Raw genomic sequence first — 16,977 nt, 5'->3', positions numbered from 1 at the left:
AAATAAATACTAGGGTCTTAATGCCCTAGCATATAAAACAATATTATTTTCAATAAATTTCTCATCATCAACTTCTGTCAGGCGATCAGCAAAACGTAATTTAGATAAGAAATATCCAAAATTGATCCAGATAAAGTTCATTACTTGCGCTTCAATATTCGTATCAATAATGTTTCCTTTTTCCTGCATTTTTGCAAAATAGATACTTAATTCTTCTTTTAGTCCTTGTGGTATTTTAGCAATTTCCCCGTCTAATTCAGGAAATTCTCCAGCCTCACGTATACCGATAGCAATAATATCTTTTACCCCATCTAAAAAATTATGATAATGCCTTGCTAAGTTTTTTAAATCTGTTTCTAATTCCCATACAATCTCTGTTTGCAAAAACTTTTTTAAATGCGGTACATATGAAAATTCAGCAACCGCTGCTTCAATAACACCCTTCTTACTTTTAAAATTGCGAAATATCGTTACTTCATTAACACCAGCACGCATTGCAATTTCTTTCGTTGTCGCTGCTGTATATCCTTTTTCTTTCACTAATTCAATCGCTGCTTGAATAATTTTTTCTGCCGTCTTTGAGCGCGCCATAAAATCCTCTCTTCCTCATGCAAGTGATCACTTACATTTAGATTATATAACTTTTCAAATAATTGTCAACAATCCTCTTTTCCTTCTTTTTGCATTGAAACATTCTTTTAAAAGCTCTCGTAAATGCCTCTTGTGAGGAAAAACCATATTGCATTGCAATATCAATAACTGCTCTTTCAGTCGATACTAAAGCTTGTGCAGCATGAGTTAATCTTCTCTTTCGAATGTAATCCGTTACACTCATACCAATATAACTTTGAAAAATACGATGAAAATGGTACATCGACACCGCACTGTAAGATGCTACTCTTTCTGTTGTAAGCTCCTCATGCAAGTGATTTTCTATATATTCAATTGATTTTTTTATTATCTCTTTATATTCTTCATGCATTTTAGTCCCTCCCTCACAACTTCAATTTACCATATACATACAAATCTTTTTTGATTTAAATTGCGGATTAGCCCTTGCAACTACAGAATAATAATTTATTTTCAACACATACATAATTACATGATTTTGGGAAAAACTTGTATAGAACGAATTTACATAAGGAGGAATTTATAATGAGAACTCTACTATCAGTTTTATTAGCTCTTATGCTAGTACCTGCATTAACAGGATGTAAAGCTCCTGCAAAAGAAGACACAACTTCTAATAAAAAGACAACTGAAGAAGCAAAAAACGAGGCTCCTGCAGATTTAAAACTAAACTTCAATGAATTCGATTTAAAGGCAGACTACCAAGATACAAAGAAAGACTACGAAGCAGACTATAAAAATGTAGCAGCTGATAAGAAAATGGAAGCAAAAATTGAAGATCATAAAGCAGATGTAAAATTAACAGGAGACGAGGCTATCACAAAATTAAGCCCACTTCTACAAGAATTAAAATTTGATAAAGATACTGCTGACCAAGAAGTAATCGATCAAGTAGTGAACGTGTTCAAACTTGATAAAGACTACCAAAAATTCGATTTAGAAGTTGTCTTCTCTGATGGAACGAAAAAAGAATATAAAAGAGAAATAAAATAAAGAAGTAGGCGGTTGCCTACTTCTTTATTTTTGCGTATCTTAAATCTGGTTTAGATCCAACATAATATTGAAGTCCAGATACCGTTTGTTTTTGTAAATAGGAATCCGACGGGAATATAATTGGAATTAATGGTGAATCTGTAAACATAATATCTTCTGCTTTATGCAATAAGTCAAAACGCTTATCTTCATTTTGTTCCACTTCTGCTTCCTTCACTAAAGCATCAAATTCCTTATTATGCCATTTTGCATAATTGTTTGGACCATCACCTGCATATAAATCTAATTTAGTAATTGGGTCTAATAGAGAACCGCCCCATCCCATATAAGCTAATTGGAAATCACTTTGCTTATATGTGTCGATGTAACTCTTCCACTCTTTATTTTCTAATTTAATATCTACACCAAGATTTTTCTTAAACATTTCTTGCATTGCTTCTGCTACTTTTTTATGTTGTGTATCTGTAGTGAATTTTAATGTTACTTCAGGTAATGTAGACCAGCCTTGTTCTTTCATACCTTCTTCTAATAATTTTTTCGCTTCTGCTGGATCAAATTTAACGTAACCACCTTTTTCTTTACGGAAATCACGCCCACTTTGTGTTTTTGCTCCTTCTGGAACGAATGCATTTGCTTCTTGTGCATTGTTTTTATACAGTTTTTCAACAATAAACTTACGATCAACTGCTAATGAGAATGCTTTACGTACTTTCGCATTTGTGAACGGCTCTTTTTCTACATTAAACGAATAAATATAAGATGAAAATCCTGCAACACGCTTGTATTCTTTATTTCCTTTTTCTTTCTCAATCATCTCTTGTGGTAAACCACTTAGTAAATCTAATTCTTTTGATTTGTATAATTGGTACGCTGTTTTAGAATCTGGAATAATACGAAACTCAATTTCTTTTAATGTTACCTTTTTATCATAGTATTCTTTATTTTTTTGTACTGTAATAGCCTGATTGTGCTTCCATTCTTTTAATGTGAATGGTCCGTTCGTAATTAACTCTTTTGGATCTGTTTTTAATTTATTATTATCATCAATTGATTTTTTAGATAATGGAATGAATAATGAGCTTGCCAATTTTTGTTTAATAGAAGACACTGGGTGCTCAAGTGTTACCTTTAATGTTTGAGGATCAATGACTTGAATGCCAACTTGTCCTTCTTCACCTTTTCCAGTATTGTATGCTTCTGCCCCTTTAATAAAATACATTTCTGTTGCATTCATAGAACCCGTTTTCGGATTTAATAATCGCTTCCATGCAAATTCAAAATCATTTGCTGTAATAGGAGAACCATCTGACCATTTAATATCTTTCTTTAAATGAATTGTATACTCAGTTCCATCAGCATTTACTTCTTCTTTCTCTGCTAATTCATTTTGATATTTCCCATCACTATCTTGCGTATATAAGCTTGAGAATAAATGTCCAATTACATAACCTGAAGTACTATCTGTCGCAATAGCGGAATCAAGTGTATATGGATCGCTACCAATATTCGTTACTAATCGATCTCCTTCCCCCTTACCAGCACTCGCCTTTTGCGTCTCTTTCTTACCGCAAGCGACAGAAGTAATTGCTAAAACAGTCATAATGACAAACAGTAAAAACTTCTTCATCCTACATTCTCCTTTAACCTGAAATTTTTGGTGTTGATGCTAATAATGTTTTTGTATAAGAATGTTGTGGATTACGGAATACTTCATCCGTATTTCCAAATTCAACAAGTTCTCCTTTATATAGGACAGCCACTTTTTCACATAAATAGTGAACCATCGGTAAATCGTGCGCGATAAATAAATATGTATAGCCTTGTTCTTTTTGAATCTTTTGCAGTAAATGTACAATTTGAATTTGCAATGAAACATCTAATGCTGAAATTGGTTCATCAAGAATCAATACTTCTGGCTCACACAATAACGCTCTTGCAATAGCGATACGTTGGCGTTGTCCTCCGCTAAATTCATGCGGATATCGATCAATATATCTTCTATCTAATCCAACACGCTCTAGCGCATCACCTGCTACTTTATCCTTCAACCCTTTATCACCTAAACCGAATGAAATATAACCTTCCGTTACGCTATCGCGTACTTTCCAGCGCGGATTTAATGCAGCTGTGGAATCTTGAAAAATAAACTGTACTTTCTGTAAGAAATCACGTTTATGAGCTGCCTTCAGTTTGTGAACGACTTGACCGTTATAATCAATTTCACCAGACGTTGGGCTCTCGATCCCAGCTATGAGCTTTCCAAGTGTTGTTTTTCCTGAACCACTTTCGCCAATAATGCCAAGCGTTGTTCCTTTCGGGATAGAAAGTGATATATCTTTTAATGCTGCGATTTCTTTATTTTTACTTCCATATGTTTTCGTTACTTGCTTTACAGTAATTAAATCTGTCGTCATGAGGCATTCACCTTCTCTTTTGATTTCGCCTTATTATGCTCCAGAACATGTTGCCAGCAATGTGAACTATGCTCCTTGGAATATGTTGTTCTCTCTGGGAAACGATGAATACATTCTTTTATCGCTACTGGGCAACGATTGACAAAAGGACAACCAAAGCTATTTAACGTCTCAATGGAAGGTGTCGTCCCTTCTATTGCACGTAATGCTTTTTCAGAATCATCCATATTCGGAATTGCTTGTAATAAGCTTTTCGTGTATGGATGTTTAGGGGAACCTATCACTTCCTCTATCGTTCCTTTTTCAACAACACGTCCTCCATACATCACAACTACTCGATCCGCTACTTCACGTACAAGTGCTAAATCATGCGTAATTAGTAAAATACTCGTATTTTGCTTTTCCTTTCTTTCCTTTAATAACTCCATAATTTGCTTTTGAATTGTTACATCTAATGCTGTCGTAGGTTCATCCGCAATAACGAGTTTTGGGTGGCAGGCAAATGCGATTGCTAAACAAATACGTTGCCTCATGCCTCCGCTTAATTGATGTGGGTACTGTTCAAAGCGTTTCTCTGCTTCATGTATCCCTAAATCATTTAATAAGTTAATCGCAATTTCTTTTGCTTCTTTTTTCGATTTCTTTTCGTGTTGCAAAATCACCTCTGTAATTTGTCTTCCCACCTTCATCGTCGGATTTAAAGAGGACAGAGGGTCTTGGAAAATAAACGAAATATCTTTTCCACGAATTTGATTCCATTCTGATTCTTGTAGATTCGTTAATTCCTCTGATTCAAAAGATATATTTCCATCATCAATATGGATTGATTCTTGATTTAAGCCAATAATGGATTGTGCTGTAACACTTTTCCCTGAACCACTTTCTCCTACAAGTGCAACGATTTCACCTTCGCTAATAGAAAAGGAAACATGCTTCACAATTGCTTGTTTACTATTCTCTTTTTCAACGGCTAACGTTACGTTTTCTAAAGATAAGAGCTGTCCCATGTTTTTTCTCCTTTCGATTCTGTTTTACGATTTTTGGATCAATTGCATCTTGTAAACCATCACCAATTGCATTAAACGCGAACATAATGAGCGCAATCATGATTGCTGGGAAGAATAGCTGCCACCATTCTCCACTCAATAATGTCCCAAGTGCATCATTCGTCATCGTCCCCCAGCTTGCTGCTGGTGATTGCACTCCTAGTCCGATAAAGCTTAAAAATGATTCTGAGAAAATAGCTGCTGGAATTGTAAATGATAAATTTACGATAATAATGCCTGTTAAGTTCGGAATTAAATGCCCGTATATAATTTTCATATGTGATGTACCTAATCGCTCCGCTGCAATAACAAACTCTCTTTGTTTTAAAGATAAGACTTGTGCCCTAACGAGACGTGCCATACCAATCCATCCTGTTAATGCAAGGGCGATGATAATGGTAAAAAGACCTGGTTTCATAACAATTAATAGTAAAATAACAATTAATAAATATGGGATACCGTATAACACTTCGATTCCTCGTATAATCCACTCATCAATTAATGTCCCAAGGCGATTGCGCCCTCTTACATATCCACTAAATCCTCCGATTAGCACACCAAGTCCTATATCAAGAGCAGCTGCCACTAATCCAACTGTTAATGAAATTTTTCCACCAGCCCAAGTACGTGCCCATATGTCTCTTCCTAAATCATCAGTTCCGAACCAATGCTCGCTACTAGGAGGTAAATTCGTTGCTTCTTTCACTTGTTCACTCGCAGTAAATGACGTTAAACTTTCGCCAATTAATGAGAAAATAATAATGAGTAATAACGTCACTGTTCCTAAAACTGCGATTGGATTCGATATAAACTTACGAAACACTTCTTTCTTTCGGCTAATCTTTTGCTGATCTTTATTTATTGTTAATTCTTTTTTCTCTTCATTTGTTAATAACTGGTCATTAATTTCATAAGCCCCCATTTAAACATCTCCCTCCTTACGTAATAGAACGAATACGTGGATCAACAATACGATGAATAATATCTGTAATAAAAATACATACAATTAAAAGTGCACTATAAAAAATGGTTGTTCCCATAATCACTGGATAATCTCGATTAAAAATACTATCTACAAAATATTTTCCGAGACCAGGAATTGAAAAAATCTTTTCGATAACGAAAGTACCTGTTAAAAGTCCCGCCATTAATGGTCCAACAAATGTAAGTACTGGAACAATCGCATTTCGAAGAGCATGTCTTATAATAATCTTCTTAATCGGTATACCTTTCGCTCTCGCTAACTTAATATAATCACTCTGCAGTACTTCGATCATATTAGAGCGAACAAATCTTGTAATCACTGCGATTGGTCCTAACGCTAATGCAAAGGATGGCAATACCGTATGTTCAAATGTACCCCAAGAAGCTACTGGTAAGAGTTCGAATTGAATAGCGAATACTTGTATAAATAGTGGTGCTAAAATAAAACTCGGAATAGAAATACCGAGGATGGCAAGTAAACTTACACCGTAATCAATTACCTTCCCATGATAGAGAGCAGCAAATGTACCTGCAGCAATTCCGACTAGCAATGAAATAATAAGTGCTTGTAAACCAATAATTGCTGATGGACCAAAACCAGTTGTTATAATTTCTGATACACCTTGCCCGGTTGATTGAACAGATTCACCAAAATCAAAATGAACTACGCCGTCTAAATAAGCAACATATTGATTCCATAGCGGTTCATCAAGGTGATACTTCGCTCTCATGTTTTGGATCACTTCTTCAGGAAAGATTTTTGCATCTGATGAAAATGGATCCCCCGGAATAATATGCATAATTAGAAATGTCACCGTCGTAATAACCCATAGCGTGAACACCATAACTGATAATTTTTTAATTACATACACTCCAATAACCCCCTAAACACATATATTTACTTAGTTTTATGAACGTACTTTTTCCATTACTCCCTTTTCTCTTTTTAGAATACAAAAAGCCTTGATCTTAAAAAATAAGATCAAGGCTTAATAAACAAAGGCCCATCACTTATCTTTCAAGACTTGCTTGCTGGAATTAGCACGGTGTTCCTATTACAGAACCCGCTGCTGAGGTGTCATAGGGCCAGTCCCTCTACCTCTCTGGATAAGTAAATTGCTATATTATTATTTGGTTCAAATTGTATATTTCGAATTATAATTCTGAAAAAACGAAAAGTCAATCAAATTGGATATATTTAGAAAAATCAGTTTTTAATACTTTCATTTATCTATGTCGTATTTCGCTTATAATAAAAAAAGATATGAAAGGAGTTATAAGATGGACCCCTTACTTCTAGCAACTATAGGATTACCATTAACAATCGTTATACTTGTTATCATTGGGTTTTATAAACTTTTCATTAAAAAGAAAAGCATTACCTCTTTTTACACCCCCTTTGATAATATTACCGGGCAAACTATTTCCGAATTTCACGAAGAACAGAAGGTATTAGTATCCGAGGATGAAGATGGCGATGGTAAGAGGAAAAAATAACCTTGCACAGGCAAGGTTATTTTTTCGTTTCTGCTTGAAAACGTTTATAGTATGTCGATGCTGTTGCAAAGTTAATTTCTATATCACGAATCAGCGATGAATCTTCTTCTTTCGCTAACGTCTGTAATTTTTTCATCGCTTGTTCCGATTCATTCAAGAAACCAACATATACTTCATGTTCTTGCTCTTTCGACTTTGGAACACGAATTTCTTTACGTATATGATCAATATCTTCTAACATGCTCGTCGTTACCTCTTGCACATCTTCTTTATATGCAGCATTCGTTATTTCCTTACCGCCCTTTTCTTTTGCTACTTCAAATAACTGTAGTGCTTTATTAATCTCTTTATTCATTTTCAAATCATATTTTTCATGTACTGCACGGTATTCTTTCATCTCTTCTGTTTGCTCAGTAGATTGTTCTACCTTTTCTTTCGGTTCTTTCGTATCTTTATTTCCATTACACCCTGCTAGAAGGAGCATACTTCCCATTACAGCAATACCCAAAACCTTCTTCATCTCTTCTTCTCCTTTTATCTACAGCTATTACTCATTATAGTTTCTTTTATCTCCACTTGTTATTATACCGAGAACATCCTACTTTTTACACTTAAGACGACATCGTAACATATATACCAACATGTTTGTCACAGTATCGTCACTTTATACAAATAACTTTTGCACTGCTTTACTACATCACCTTACAAAACTATATGAGGTATTTCAAAGAAATGAAAAAAAGAACTGATTCAAATATTACCTTTGAATCAGTTCTTTTTTGTTAAGCCTCTAAATTTTGTCTTTGTTGCAGTTCAAACTGCTTCTCACTTCTTCTGGCCATAAACAAATAACATAACACAGCACCAACTTCACAAAGAGCTATTACAACACCCATCGGTAATGCGGTGTTACTTCCCCCAATACCTACTAACGGTGCAACAAGTGCTCCTGAAATGAACTGTAATAAGCCTAATAAAGCTGATGCTGTTCCTGCAGCTTGTTTCTGATTTCTCATCGCTAACGAGAACCCAGTTGTTGAGACAACCCCAACACTTGATACGACAAGAAATAACGAGCATAAAACGCCAATTAACCCTATTCCTAGTAAGATTGTCAGTAGTAAAGATAAACCACCAACAGCTGCAATAATGATACCAGAGACAAATAATGTCTTCTCATTCACTTTCCCCGCTAAACGACCTGTTACCTGACTAGCAATAATAATACCAATACCATTGATTGCAAAGAATAAACTAAATTGCTGTGGTGATGCTCCGTATATGTTCTGCAACACAAATGGTGAGCCCGAAATGTATGCAAACATTGCCGCTGTTACTAATCCTTGTGACAATGCATATCCCATAAACAAACGATCCTTTAATAGTTTTCCGTACGTCGCTAACGTCCCTGACAAACCACCTGTTTCTCTTTCTTCAGGAGGTAATGTTTCACGCAATACGAAAGTAGCTGATATTAACATGAATACACTTATTGCTCCAAGAACGATGAAAACACCGCGCCACGTTGTAAATTGTAATAATTGTCCCCCAATAATCGGTGCCAAAATAGGCGCTGCTCCGTTTACTAACATAAGTAGTGAGAAGAACTTCGTCATTTCAGAACCTGAATACATGTCACGTACCATTGCACGTGATATAACAATCCCGGCTGATCCCGAAGCTCCTTGTAGGAAGCGTAATAACACTAACGTCCAAATAGATGGCGCAACAGCACAAAGTAAAGAAGAAGCAACATAAATAATGAGGGCAATAATAAGAGGTTTGCGTCTTCCGTAAATATCACTAATTGAGCCAACAAATAATTGTCCTACTGAAAGCCCAAGCAAACAAGCTGTTAATGTAAGTTGGGCTAGTGATGCACCTGTTTGCAAGTCATCCGTTAATTTCGGTAACGAAGGCAAATACATATCAATAGATAATGGCCCAATCGCCGTAAGTGTTCCTAATACAAGAATCATCCATAACCTGTTCATCTTTACAGGCTTATATATTTCCTGATTAACTTCATTCACTTTTTTCATTCACCCTTTCCTATACATACTAAATCGTAACAATTATAGTTACAACATAAACATACGTCAAGTATAGCGCATTTTCCTGTTTAATTTTGTAAAAAAAAGCGATAGAATTTCTATCGCTTTACTTGTTCAAATTACTATTTGTAAATTTAGATACGGAAGACATCGCCTCTCCTGTATCTAAATATGTGATTTGAATTGGATCTCCCACTTCTGTAAACATAGCATATGGGAATTTCTTCACAGGTATCATAAATACTTTTTGTTCATTCTCTAACAGTACGTACACGATTGTATTTTCACCTGATTTTTCTTTATATACACGTTGTACAGTGCCTTCTTTTTGCGCCTCTTTTCCATTTGAAGTCGGTCTAAATGAATCTCCGCTTCCACTCAGCGCATTTTTATAATTCTCAAGCGCTTCTTTTTGCGTCGAACCTGTTGCAAATATTTTCGCATTAGAAGCATAGATAACAGTATGGGCACGTACTAATCCTCCGTCATCAATAACAGGTACAATCCAAGAAGGTTTACCGTACACGTTATAAATAACCGGCATCGTTCCATGCCACTTTTCTCTCTTAAAAGAATTATCCACGACTTCCGAAGCAGCCGAACCATCCATAATTCCCTTTACTTCTTTTCCGTTATAGTAATACAACTTACCTGTACGCGCATCGATAAGTGAATAACCTAGTGCAGAATCTACTCCCTCTTTCGGAGAAGTGAAATCAGTAAAGTAATATAACGTTCCATCCTTACCGAAAATCGGTGTAACTCCTTCTTTCGTTCCCCACTCAGTCGGGATCTTCATATCAGTTTGCGAGAATTTTGTATTCCAAAATCCGTGAATATATTTACCGAAGTACGTATTTAACGTAGATGCAGTCTCGTGATTTAATACGCCATCAACAAATTTAGGTGCCTTTCCTTTATCGTATCTTTTCACTTCGCCTGTTTGTGCATCTACTACTACAACGCCCTCTACCTCAAATCCAGATCTTCCTGAAATAAATTCACCGTACGTCATTGTATAATACGGTTTCCCTTTATCATCCACTTCAAATTTAGGTTTTCCTTTAAAGATTAAATTTGGTTCTGCTTGCCTTACCACACGCTCTAAATTATTTCCGAAAAACATGCTTGGCACGTATTTCATTTTATAACCAAGGTGCAGTTTCGCTTCTGCATCAGGATTCGTACCTGACATCGTGACGTACCCTGGAATTGTCTCAGCTTTACGTGCTTTAAAAAACCCTGAAACTTCAATCGGTGCTACATATAAAGCCTCGCCATTTACCATTTGTGGTGTTAATTCTCCTAGCTCAAAATAAGCTACTTTCGGAATATCCCCAAATACTTTTTTCATCTTATTCTCCGCTGTCTTTGGCGGCACTGTAAATGGCTGATCATTTTCAGTAAATGGCTCTGAAATATCTTTCTCTACCTTTACAACAGAATCATATTTCTTTTGCGAGATTACTATATCGTGCAAATAACCAAAGTAGCCGTAACTTGCAAGTAAAACAAGCATTAGAAGTCCTTTTAACGTACCTTCTAATTTACCTATTTGATCTTGGGAAAATAAAACAAGCCCAATTAAAATCGCTACTGCAACAGAATAATGAGTAAGAATTGAATCTGCTCGATCATCAATTAGCCAAAAATATTCATAGATTGCAATACCTATCCAAAATAAAACTGGAATAACTAAAATAGATGATTTCTTACCCTTTACAACCTTCTCATCCCCTTTCTTATCCACTGCTCGAAGTTTACTACCGCTTCTTCTTGTCCATGGAATCAAAAACAAAGTGAGAATAGCTAAAATTAAAAATTTCATCAAAGGCAATGTCCCCTTTTCTTTTGTCTCCCCCTTTAGTATAACAAATAAAGGTTATTCAGGTAAAAATGGGAATCGTTATATTTTTTTACTACTTAATACAACCCCGCTCACTACATATAAGATAGATGCAATATAAAAAATCGTGCCGATCGTAAAGAAATCTACTAAATATCCTGTTGCAATAATTGCTACTGCTCCTCCAATCGATGTCCACACATGATATTTTCCAATCTCATAACCAGCATTTTCTTGTACAACTTTTCGTGCTAACGATGTCTTCTCCGTATTACGCTGCACAGCCCCTAAAATACCCATTAAAATTTGAAGAATGTATACATGCCATACTTCTGTTGCAATAGGAAAACAAAGCATTAATATCGCCATGGACCAGGCGTATATAATTAATAACTTTCTATCACCTACTCTATCAGAGATTCTTCCAATTAACGGATATACTAGAGCTGAAGTTAAGGCAAATAAGCCATATGCCCAGCCAAACTGTGAGAAGCTATTTCCAACATTCCGAAGCAATAGAATGTAAAAAGGAAATACCATACTTCCAGCCATCATAATAATGCTTTGTGAAGCTACAAATCTTCTATATGTCATTTCGTATACTCCCTATAAAATAAATTCACAAATCTCTCTTTTGGATCCGCTTCTTTTTTCTTCTGAAGAAATTCTTCTATACGAGGATATGCTCTCCTTAACTGTTCTTTCGATGGATAAGAATAATACGGTAAATAATAACTACCGTTATGCTTTAACGTAACATCAATCATCTTCTGAATAACATTTTCTGTTTTCTTTATCTCATGTTCAGAACGCCCTTGATTAATTAAAAGAACCAGTGCAAACATATCATCTTTCGCATAGGATAAAACTGCATTTTCATTCTTTTCCACGTAACGAACCGTAATATTGAGCAAATTAAACTCTTCCTCATTTAATACGTTACGTAAATCATCTATGTATTCCGTGAAAGAATCTATAGGCACAAAATATTCTTGTAACACCTCTGTCCTATTCGGATTTTCATATTCCATAAAGGCACTATCTGACCTCATAACATTATTTCGCGTCTCATACTTTCCATCTGTACGTTCAAAATAACTTCTTTGTATATCCCAAAACGTATCTTTTCCCCAATCACTATAGCGTGATAATCCAAGTAAAAATTTAGGCGCTGCTATAATAGTTTCTTCTTTTAATTTACTATATTCCTCCCTCATATTTTGATTTTTTGCCAATGTATAATCTGTCACATACATTTCTCTTAAAAATGAATTTGGAGCAACAGAAATACGAGCTAAGTGCATACGAACATTTTCATCTTTTTTCACTTTCTCTTTGAAATAAGACGTGTATTCTTTATAATCTAGCATTTTCGTGTGCGTTTCATATAATTCATCATTTGTTAACTTTAAGGTCACATCTAAAATGACACCAAATAACCCGTAACCGCCAATGACATAAGGAAATAAATCCGCATTCTCTTCTCTACTTACATTACGCACCGTACCATCCGCCATTAACAATCTAAACGACTCTACTGTATCAATCAATGCTTCATGACGAATATCACGACCATGTACATTTACACTTAATGAACCACCAACCGTAAAAATATTTTGCGACTGCATCACCTGAACAGCAAGACCATATGGATTTACTTTCTTCTGAATGTCATTCCACGTGGCACCACTTTGAACTGTAATGCGCTTCTTCTCTGGATCAAATTCTAATATTTTATTATACCCTTTCATATCAAGCATCGTCCCATGCGGATAATATGTCTGCCCGCCCTGACTATGTTGCATACCAGCAATAGAAATCTTCTCTCCAGAAACATTCGCATCTTGCACTAATTTTATTAACGAGTGCTCATCCGTAGCACTTTCAACACGTTTTATTTTTGTCGGGAGTAACTTTCCTACATCACTCATAATCGGATGATTTAATTGCTCCTTATATGTATTTACAGATGTCACAAGCAACACTGTATAAGCCATCATAACCACCGCTATCTTTCTTTTTTTCAAATGACACTCTCCTCTTCTACATCTTTTCCTCTTCATATTGTACTTATTTTCCTATGAAATCTATATAATTTTTAATCTATATTCGCTATATAGCGACATGTTTAATGAAGACTTTAAATATGATATAAATAACAACAACTCATTTCAGGAGGTCATTATGAAAGCAATCATTTGCACACAGTATGGACCACCTAACGTTCTTCAGCTTCAAAATATAGAGAAACCTACCCCTAAAAAGAATGAAGTATTAGTTAAAATTCACGCAACAAGTGTATCGACTGGAGATTGTAGAATACGCGGATTTAATAGCCCTCTATTATTTTGGATTCCTATGCGGATCATATTAGGTTTTAGAAAACCGAGAAAGCCTATACTCGGTGTAGAGTTATCCGGCGAAATCGAAGAAATAGGAACAGCTGTAACTCAATTTAAAAAAGGAGATCAAATTTTTGCATTAACAGAACTAAACCTCGGCGGTTATGCCGAGTACACATGCGTACATGAAAGTGGATTAATAGCATTAAAACCTACCAATATGACATATGAAGAAGCAGCAGTTATTCCTTTTGGTGGAACTTCAGCATTGCATTTCCTGAGAAAGGGCCGTATAAAAAAAGGGCAACAAGTACTCATATATGGTGCCTCAGGATCGGTAGGAACAGCTGCTGTACAACTTGCTAAATATTTCGGTACGACCGTTACGGCTGTTTGTAGTAATTCAAATTTTGAACTCGTTCAATCTTTAGGAGCTGATAAAGTAATTGATTATACGAAAGAAGATTTTACTAAGGGGTGCGAGCGCTACGATATTATATTTGATGCAGTTGGGAAGTATAAAAAATCCCTTTGTACAAATACATTAACACCCAATGGAAAATATGTATCTGTTAATGGAATGATGGCAAAAGTAAGTAAAGAGGATATGATTCTACTAAAAAAACTAACTGAAACAGAACATTTAAAACCTGTTATTGATAGAACTTACCGATTAGAAGAAATTGCTGAAGCTCATATGTATGTGGAAAAGGGACATAAGAAAGGTAACGTTTCGATTACCTTAAAATAAAATATATTCAGAAAATAACGTTGACAATTCTTTTTGTAAGATTTACTATTAGTACCATATTAAAAAAACTACATACACATACTCTTATCAAGAGTGGCGGAGGGACTGGCCCGATGATGCCCGGCAACCGAGCTTATAACGTATAAGCTAAGGTGCTAATTCCTGCAAAACGAGTTCTCGTTTTGGAAGATAAGAGAGGAATCTATTTTGTCTATTCGGCACCTCTCTTATTTTTGAGAGGTGCTTTTTATTTTGGAACGTATATTTAAGGGGGAATTATAGATGAAGAAAGTATTATTAAGCATTGTAAGTGGGGCTGTATTATTATTAAGCGCATGTAGCGGGAGTTCAGATAAAGAAGTAAAAGCGTTAGATGAGAAAAAGATTACTGTCGGTGTAACAGGAGGGCCTCATGAACAAATTTTTGAAAAGGTAAAAGAAGTAGCAGCGAAAGACGGTCTCGAAATCGATATAAAAGTATTTAATGATTATGTAGCACCGAACGTATCCCTCGATGAAAAAAGCCTTGATGTAAATAGCTATCAAACGAAATCATATTTAGACGTATTTAAAGCGGAACGTAATATGAAATTAACCGAAGTATTTTCAACAGTAACATTCCCTATGGGCGTATATTCAAAAAGCTTAAAGGACGTAAAAGAATTAAAAGAGGGCGATGCAATTGCTGTACCGAATGACCCAACGAATGAACTTCGAGCTTTAAAACTATTTGAAAAAGCAGGTGTTTTAAAAGTTGATCCAAAGGCTACAGAAAAAGCGACTGCAAAAGATGTAATTGAAAATCCAAAAAATTTAAAGATTGTTGAATTAGAGGCATCTCAATTACCAACACAACTAAGTGAAGTAAAAGCAGCTGCAATTAATACAAACTTTGCATTAGGTGCAAAATTAAGCCCTGCAAAAGACTCTATCTTCCGCGAGGGAAAAGATTCACCATATGTGAACTGGGTCGTTGTTCGTACTGAAAATAAAGATGATGCTGTTATAAATAAACTAAAGAAAGCTTATCAATCTAAAGAAGTAAAAGAATTTATCGAGAAAAAATTTGATGGTTCTATTTTACCGTCTTGGTAGGAGCTGACGATAATGATTGAATTGAAAAATGTATCCAAAGTATTTACAACAAAAAAAGGGAATGTGGAAGCTCTTAAGTCTACTTCCCTTCAAGTAAAAAAGGGTGAAGTATTTGGAATCATTGGATATAGTGGCGCTGGCAAAAGTACATTAATTCGATGTGTAAATTTATTAGAAAAACCAACGACAGGAAATATCATTGTAAACGGCCAAGACTTAACAACTTTATCAGCAAAGGAACTAGCAAAAGCGAGACAAAAAATCGGGATGATTTTTCAAGGATTCAATTTACTTAAAACTGTTACCGTTTATGAAAATATCGCATTACCGTTACGTCTTGCTGGCATTTCAAAAGTAGAAATTGAAAAAAGAGTAGAAAAGTATTTACGCATTGTCGATCTTTTTACTCGAAAGGATGCCTATCCAAGTGAACTTTCTGGTGGCCAGAAACAACGTGTTGCCATTGCACGTGCACTATCACATGAACCTGAAGTGTTATTAAGCGACGAAGCAACGAGTGCTTTAGATCCAGAAACAACTGATTCTATTCTTGACCTATTATTAAAGATTAATGAAGAAATCGGGATTACAATTTTATTAATTACACATGAAATGAATGTCATCCAGCGTATATGCGACCGAGTTGCTGTTATGGAACATGGAGCAGTAGTCGAAAGTGGGACTGTGAAGGATATATTCACAAACCCACAACATGTAACAACGAAGAAATTTGTAAATAGCGCATTTGCAGCAAAAATTCCAGAAGATGTACAAAAAGAACTTCAAACTACTGGTGAAATTGTAACTCTTTCTTTTATAGGAAATTCTTCAGGAGAACCAGCATTAGCTGTCGCTACAAAACGATTCCAAGTATATCCGAATATTTTATCCGGTAATATTACTCAATTAAAACATGAAGCATACGGGAAACTTATCATTCATATGCAAGGGGAACAAAATGAAATCAACCGTGCTTTATCATTTTTACAAGAACAGGGAATCATCGTAGAAGGAGGTAGAACAGACCATGGAAAACAAGTCCTTTTTGGATGAATGGGGTAAAGTTATATGGGAGGCGACCATACAAACTTTTCAAATGACATCTATTTCATTACTCATCTCGATCCTTATTGCACTGCCACTTGGTGTCACACTTGTTTTAACAAGACCTGGTGGGCAGCACGAAAATAAAATCATTTATCCAATTCTTAATACAATTATTAATATCATTCGCTCTCTTCCATTTATCATTCTATTATTCTTCATTTTACCTTTTACAAAGTTTCTAATGGGAACATCCATTGGTGTGCAAGGTGTTATCGTAC

The 16,977-nt window shown here is 35.3% G+C and carries 16 protein-coding genes, 2 pseudogenes and 2 riboswitches; of the genes and pseudogenes, 6 read left to right on the top strand and 12 right to left on the bottom strand.

The features are described from left to right. Positions 1 to 9: 9 nt before the first annotated feature. Positions 10 to 591, bottom strand: coding sequence for a TetR/AcrR family transcriptional regulator (locus MR083_RS19230; RefSeq protein WP_000124364.1), 582 nt, complete (start codon positions 589 to 591; stop codon positions 10 to 12). A 40-nt stretch (positions 592 to 631) separates the two neighbouring features. After that, a pseudogene (locus MR083_RS19225) lies at positions 632 to 982 on the bottom strand (helix-turn-helix domain-containing protein); the annotation flags it as partial. 173 nt (positions 983 to 1,155) lie between these two features. Here MR083_RS19225 and MR083_RS19220 point away from each other — a divergent pair. Continuing rightward, positions 1,156 to 1,623: a YusW family protein gene (locus tag MR083_RS19220; RefSeq protein ID WP_001259643.1), complete on the top strand. Its 468-nt coding sequence runs from the start codon at positions 1,156 to 1,158 to the stop codon at positions 1,621 to 1,623. Positions 1,624 to 1,639: 16 nt separating this feature from the next. On the opposite strand, the gene MR083_RS19215 is transcribed toward MR083_RS19220, so the two are convergent. Genes MR083_RS19215 through MR083_RS19195 form a run of 5 tightly spaced genes read right to left on the bottom strand, consistent with a single transcriptional unit; the run spans position 1,640 to position 6,939 of the window. Then, positions 1,640 to 3,250, bottom strand: a complete 1,611-nt coding sequence (locus tag MR083_RS19215) for a peptide ABC transporter substrate-binding protein (RefSeq protein WP_000714111.1) — start codon at positions 3,248 to 3,250, stop codon at positions 1,640 to 1,642. 13 nt (positions 3,251 to 3,263) lie between these two features. Next, a complete protein-coding gene (locus MR083_RS19210) occupies positions 3,264 to 4,037 on the bottom strand; it encodes an ABC transporter ATP-binding protein (protein ID WP_000205672.1) in 774 nt (257 codons plus the stop codon). Then, positions 4,034 to 5,044 (bottom strand): ABC transporter ATP-binding protein, encoded by a 1,011-nt coding sequence (locus MR083_RS19205; protein ID WP_242269713.1) that lies wholly within the window; start codon positions 5,042 to 5,044, stop codon positions 4,034 to 4,036. The genes MR083_RS19210 and MR083_RS19205 overlap by 4 nt, the downstream gene beginning before the upstream one ends. Further along, positions 5,001 to 6,005 (bottom strand): ABC transporter permease, encoded by a 1,005-nt coding sequence (locus tag MR083_RS19200; protein WP_000501518.1) that lies wholly within the window; start codon positions 6,003 to 6,005, stop codon positions 5,001 to 5,003. The genes MR083_RS19205 and MR083_RS19200 overlap by 44 nt, the downstream gene beginning before the upstream one ends. A gap of 16 nt (positions 6,006 to 6,021) precedes the next feature. Further along, a complete protein-coding gene (locus tag MR083_RS19195; RefSeq protein ID WP_000289310.1) occupies positions 6,022 to 6,939 on the bottom strand; it encodes an ABC transporter permease in 918 nt (305 codons plus the stop codon). Between the two features lie 136 nt (positions 6,940 to 7,075). Next, positions 7,076 to 7,181, bottom strand: a riboswitch (SAM riboswitch). 167 nt (positions 7,182 to 7,348) lie between these two features. Between MR083_RS19195 and MR083_RS19190 the strand changes: the two genes are divergently transcribed. Further along, on the top strand, positions 7,349 to 7,564 hold the full coding sequence (locus MR083_RS19190) for a DUF3951 domain-containing protein (RefSeq protein ID WP_000371391.1): 216 nt from the start codon (positions 7,349 to 7,351) through the stop codon (positions 7,562 to 7,564). Positions 7,565 to 7,580: 16 nt separating this feature from the next. Here MR083_RS19190 and MR083_RS19185 read toward each other — a convergent pair whose 3' ends face one another. The 5 genes from MR083_RS19185 to MR083_RS19165 all read right to left on the bottom strand — a co-directional run bounded on the left by MR083_RS19185 (position 7,581) and on the right by MR083_RS19165 (position 13,491). Continuing rightward, positions 7,581 to 8,084, bottom strand: coding sequence for a hypothetical protein (locus tag MR083_RS19185; protein ID WP_242269712.1), 504 nt, complete (start codon positions 8,082 to 8,084; stop codon positions 7,581 to 7,583). Positions 8,085 to 8,346: 262 nt separating this feature from the next. Further along, complete coding sequence (locus MR083_RS19180) at positions 8,347 to 9,606, bottom strand: multidrug effflux MFS transporter (protein WP_016716265.1); 1,260 nt, start codon at positions 9,604 to 9,606, stop codon at positions 8,347 to 8,349. A 118-nt stretch (positions 9,607 to 9,724) separates the two neighbouring features. Further along, the gene (locus MR083_RS19175) at positions 9,725 to 11,446 is read right to left on the bottom strand and encodes a DUF3981 domain-containing protein (RefSeq protein ID WP_000670270.1); all 1,722 of its coding nucleotides are present in this window, start codon (positions 11,444 to 11,446) and stop codon (positions 9,725 to 9,727) included. Positions 11,447 to 11,524: 78 nt separating this feature from the next. Beyond that, positions 11,525 to 12,058, bottom strand: a complete 534-nt coding sequence (locus tag MR083_RS19170) for an MFS transporter (RefSeq protein WP_000222354.1) — start codon at positions 12,056 to 12,058, stop codon at positions 11,525 to 11,527. Continuing rightward, the gene (locus MR083_RS19165; RefSeq protein ID WP_242269711.1) at positions 12,055 to 13,491 is read right to left on the bottom strand and encodes an FAD-binding oxidoreductase; all 1,437 of its coding nucleotides are present in this window, start codon (positions 13,489 to 13,491) and stop codon (positions 12,055 to 12,057) included. The genes MR083_RS19170 and MR083_RS19165 overlap by 4 nt, the downstream gene beginning before the upstream one ends. Positions 13,492 to 13,648: 157 nt before the next feature. Here MR083_RS19165 and MR083_RS19160 point away from each other — a divergent pair, with 157 nt between their 5' ends. The 4 genes and pseudogenes from MR083_RS19160 to MR083_RS19145 form a co-directional block, all read left to right on the top strand. After that, positions 13,649 to 14,557 (top strand): NAD(P)-dependent alcohol dehydrogenase, encoded by a 909-nt coding sequence (locus tag MR083_RS19160; protein WP_000643895.1) that lies wholly within the window; start codon positions 13,649 to 13,651, stop codon positions 14,555 to 14,557. Positions 14,558 to 14,638: 81 nt separating this feature from the next. Beyond that, a riboswitch (SAM riboswitch) is annotated at positions 14,639 to 14,753 on the top strand. An 86-nt stretch (positions 14,754 to 14,839) separates the two neighbouring features. Beyond that, positions 14,840 to 15,652 carry a MetQ/NlpA family ABC transporter substrate-binding protein gene (locus MR083_RS19155; RefSeq protein ID WP_000757001.1) on the top strand — a complete coding sequence of 271 codons (813 nt, stop codon included), beginning with the start codon at positions 14,840 to 14,842 and terminating at the stop codon, positions 15,650 to 15,652. Between the two features lie 12 nt (positions 15,653 to 15,664). After that, positions 15,665 to 16,705, top strand: a complete 1,041-nt coding sequence (locus MR083_RS19150; protein WP_242269710.1) for a methionine ABC transporter ATP-binding protein — start codon at positions 15,665 to 15,667, stop codon at positions 16,703 to 16,705. Beyond that, positions 16,680 to 16,977: pseudogene (locus MR083_RS19145) on the top strand (metal ABC transporter permease); the annotation flags it as partial. The gene MR083_RS19150 and the pseudogene MR083_RS19145, both read left to right, overlap by 26 nt.

Source organism: Bacillus cereus group sp. BfR-BA-01408, from assembly GCF_022663305.1.
GTDB lineage: Bacteria > Bacillota > Bacilli > Bacillales > Bacillaceae_G > Bacillus_A > Bacillus_A pacificus.
The sequence above is the reverse complement of the archived record's forward strand: the minus strand, read 5'-3'. Positions and strand labels throughout refer to the sequence as shown.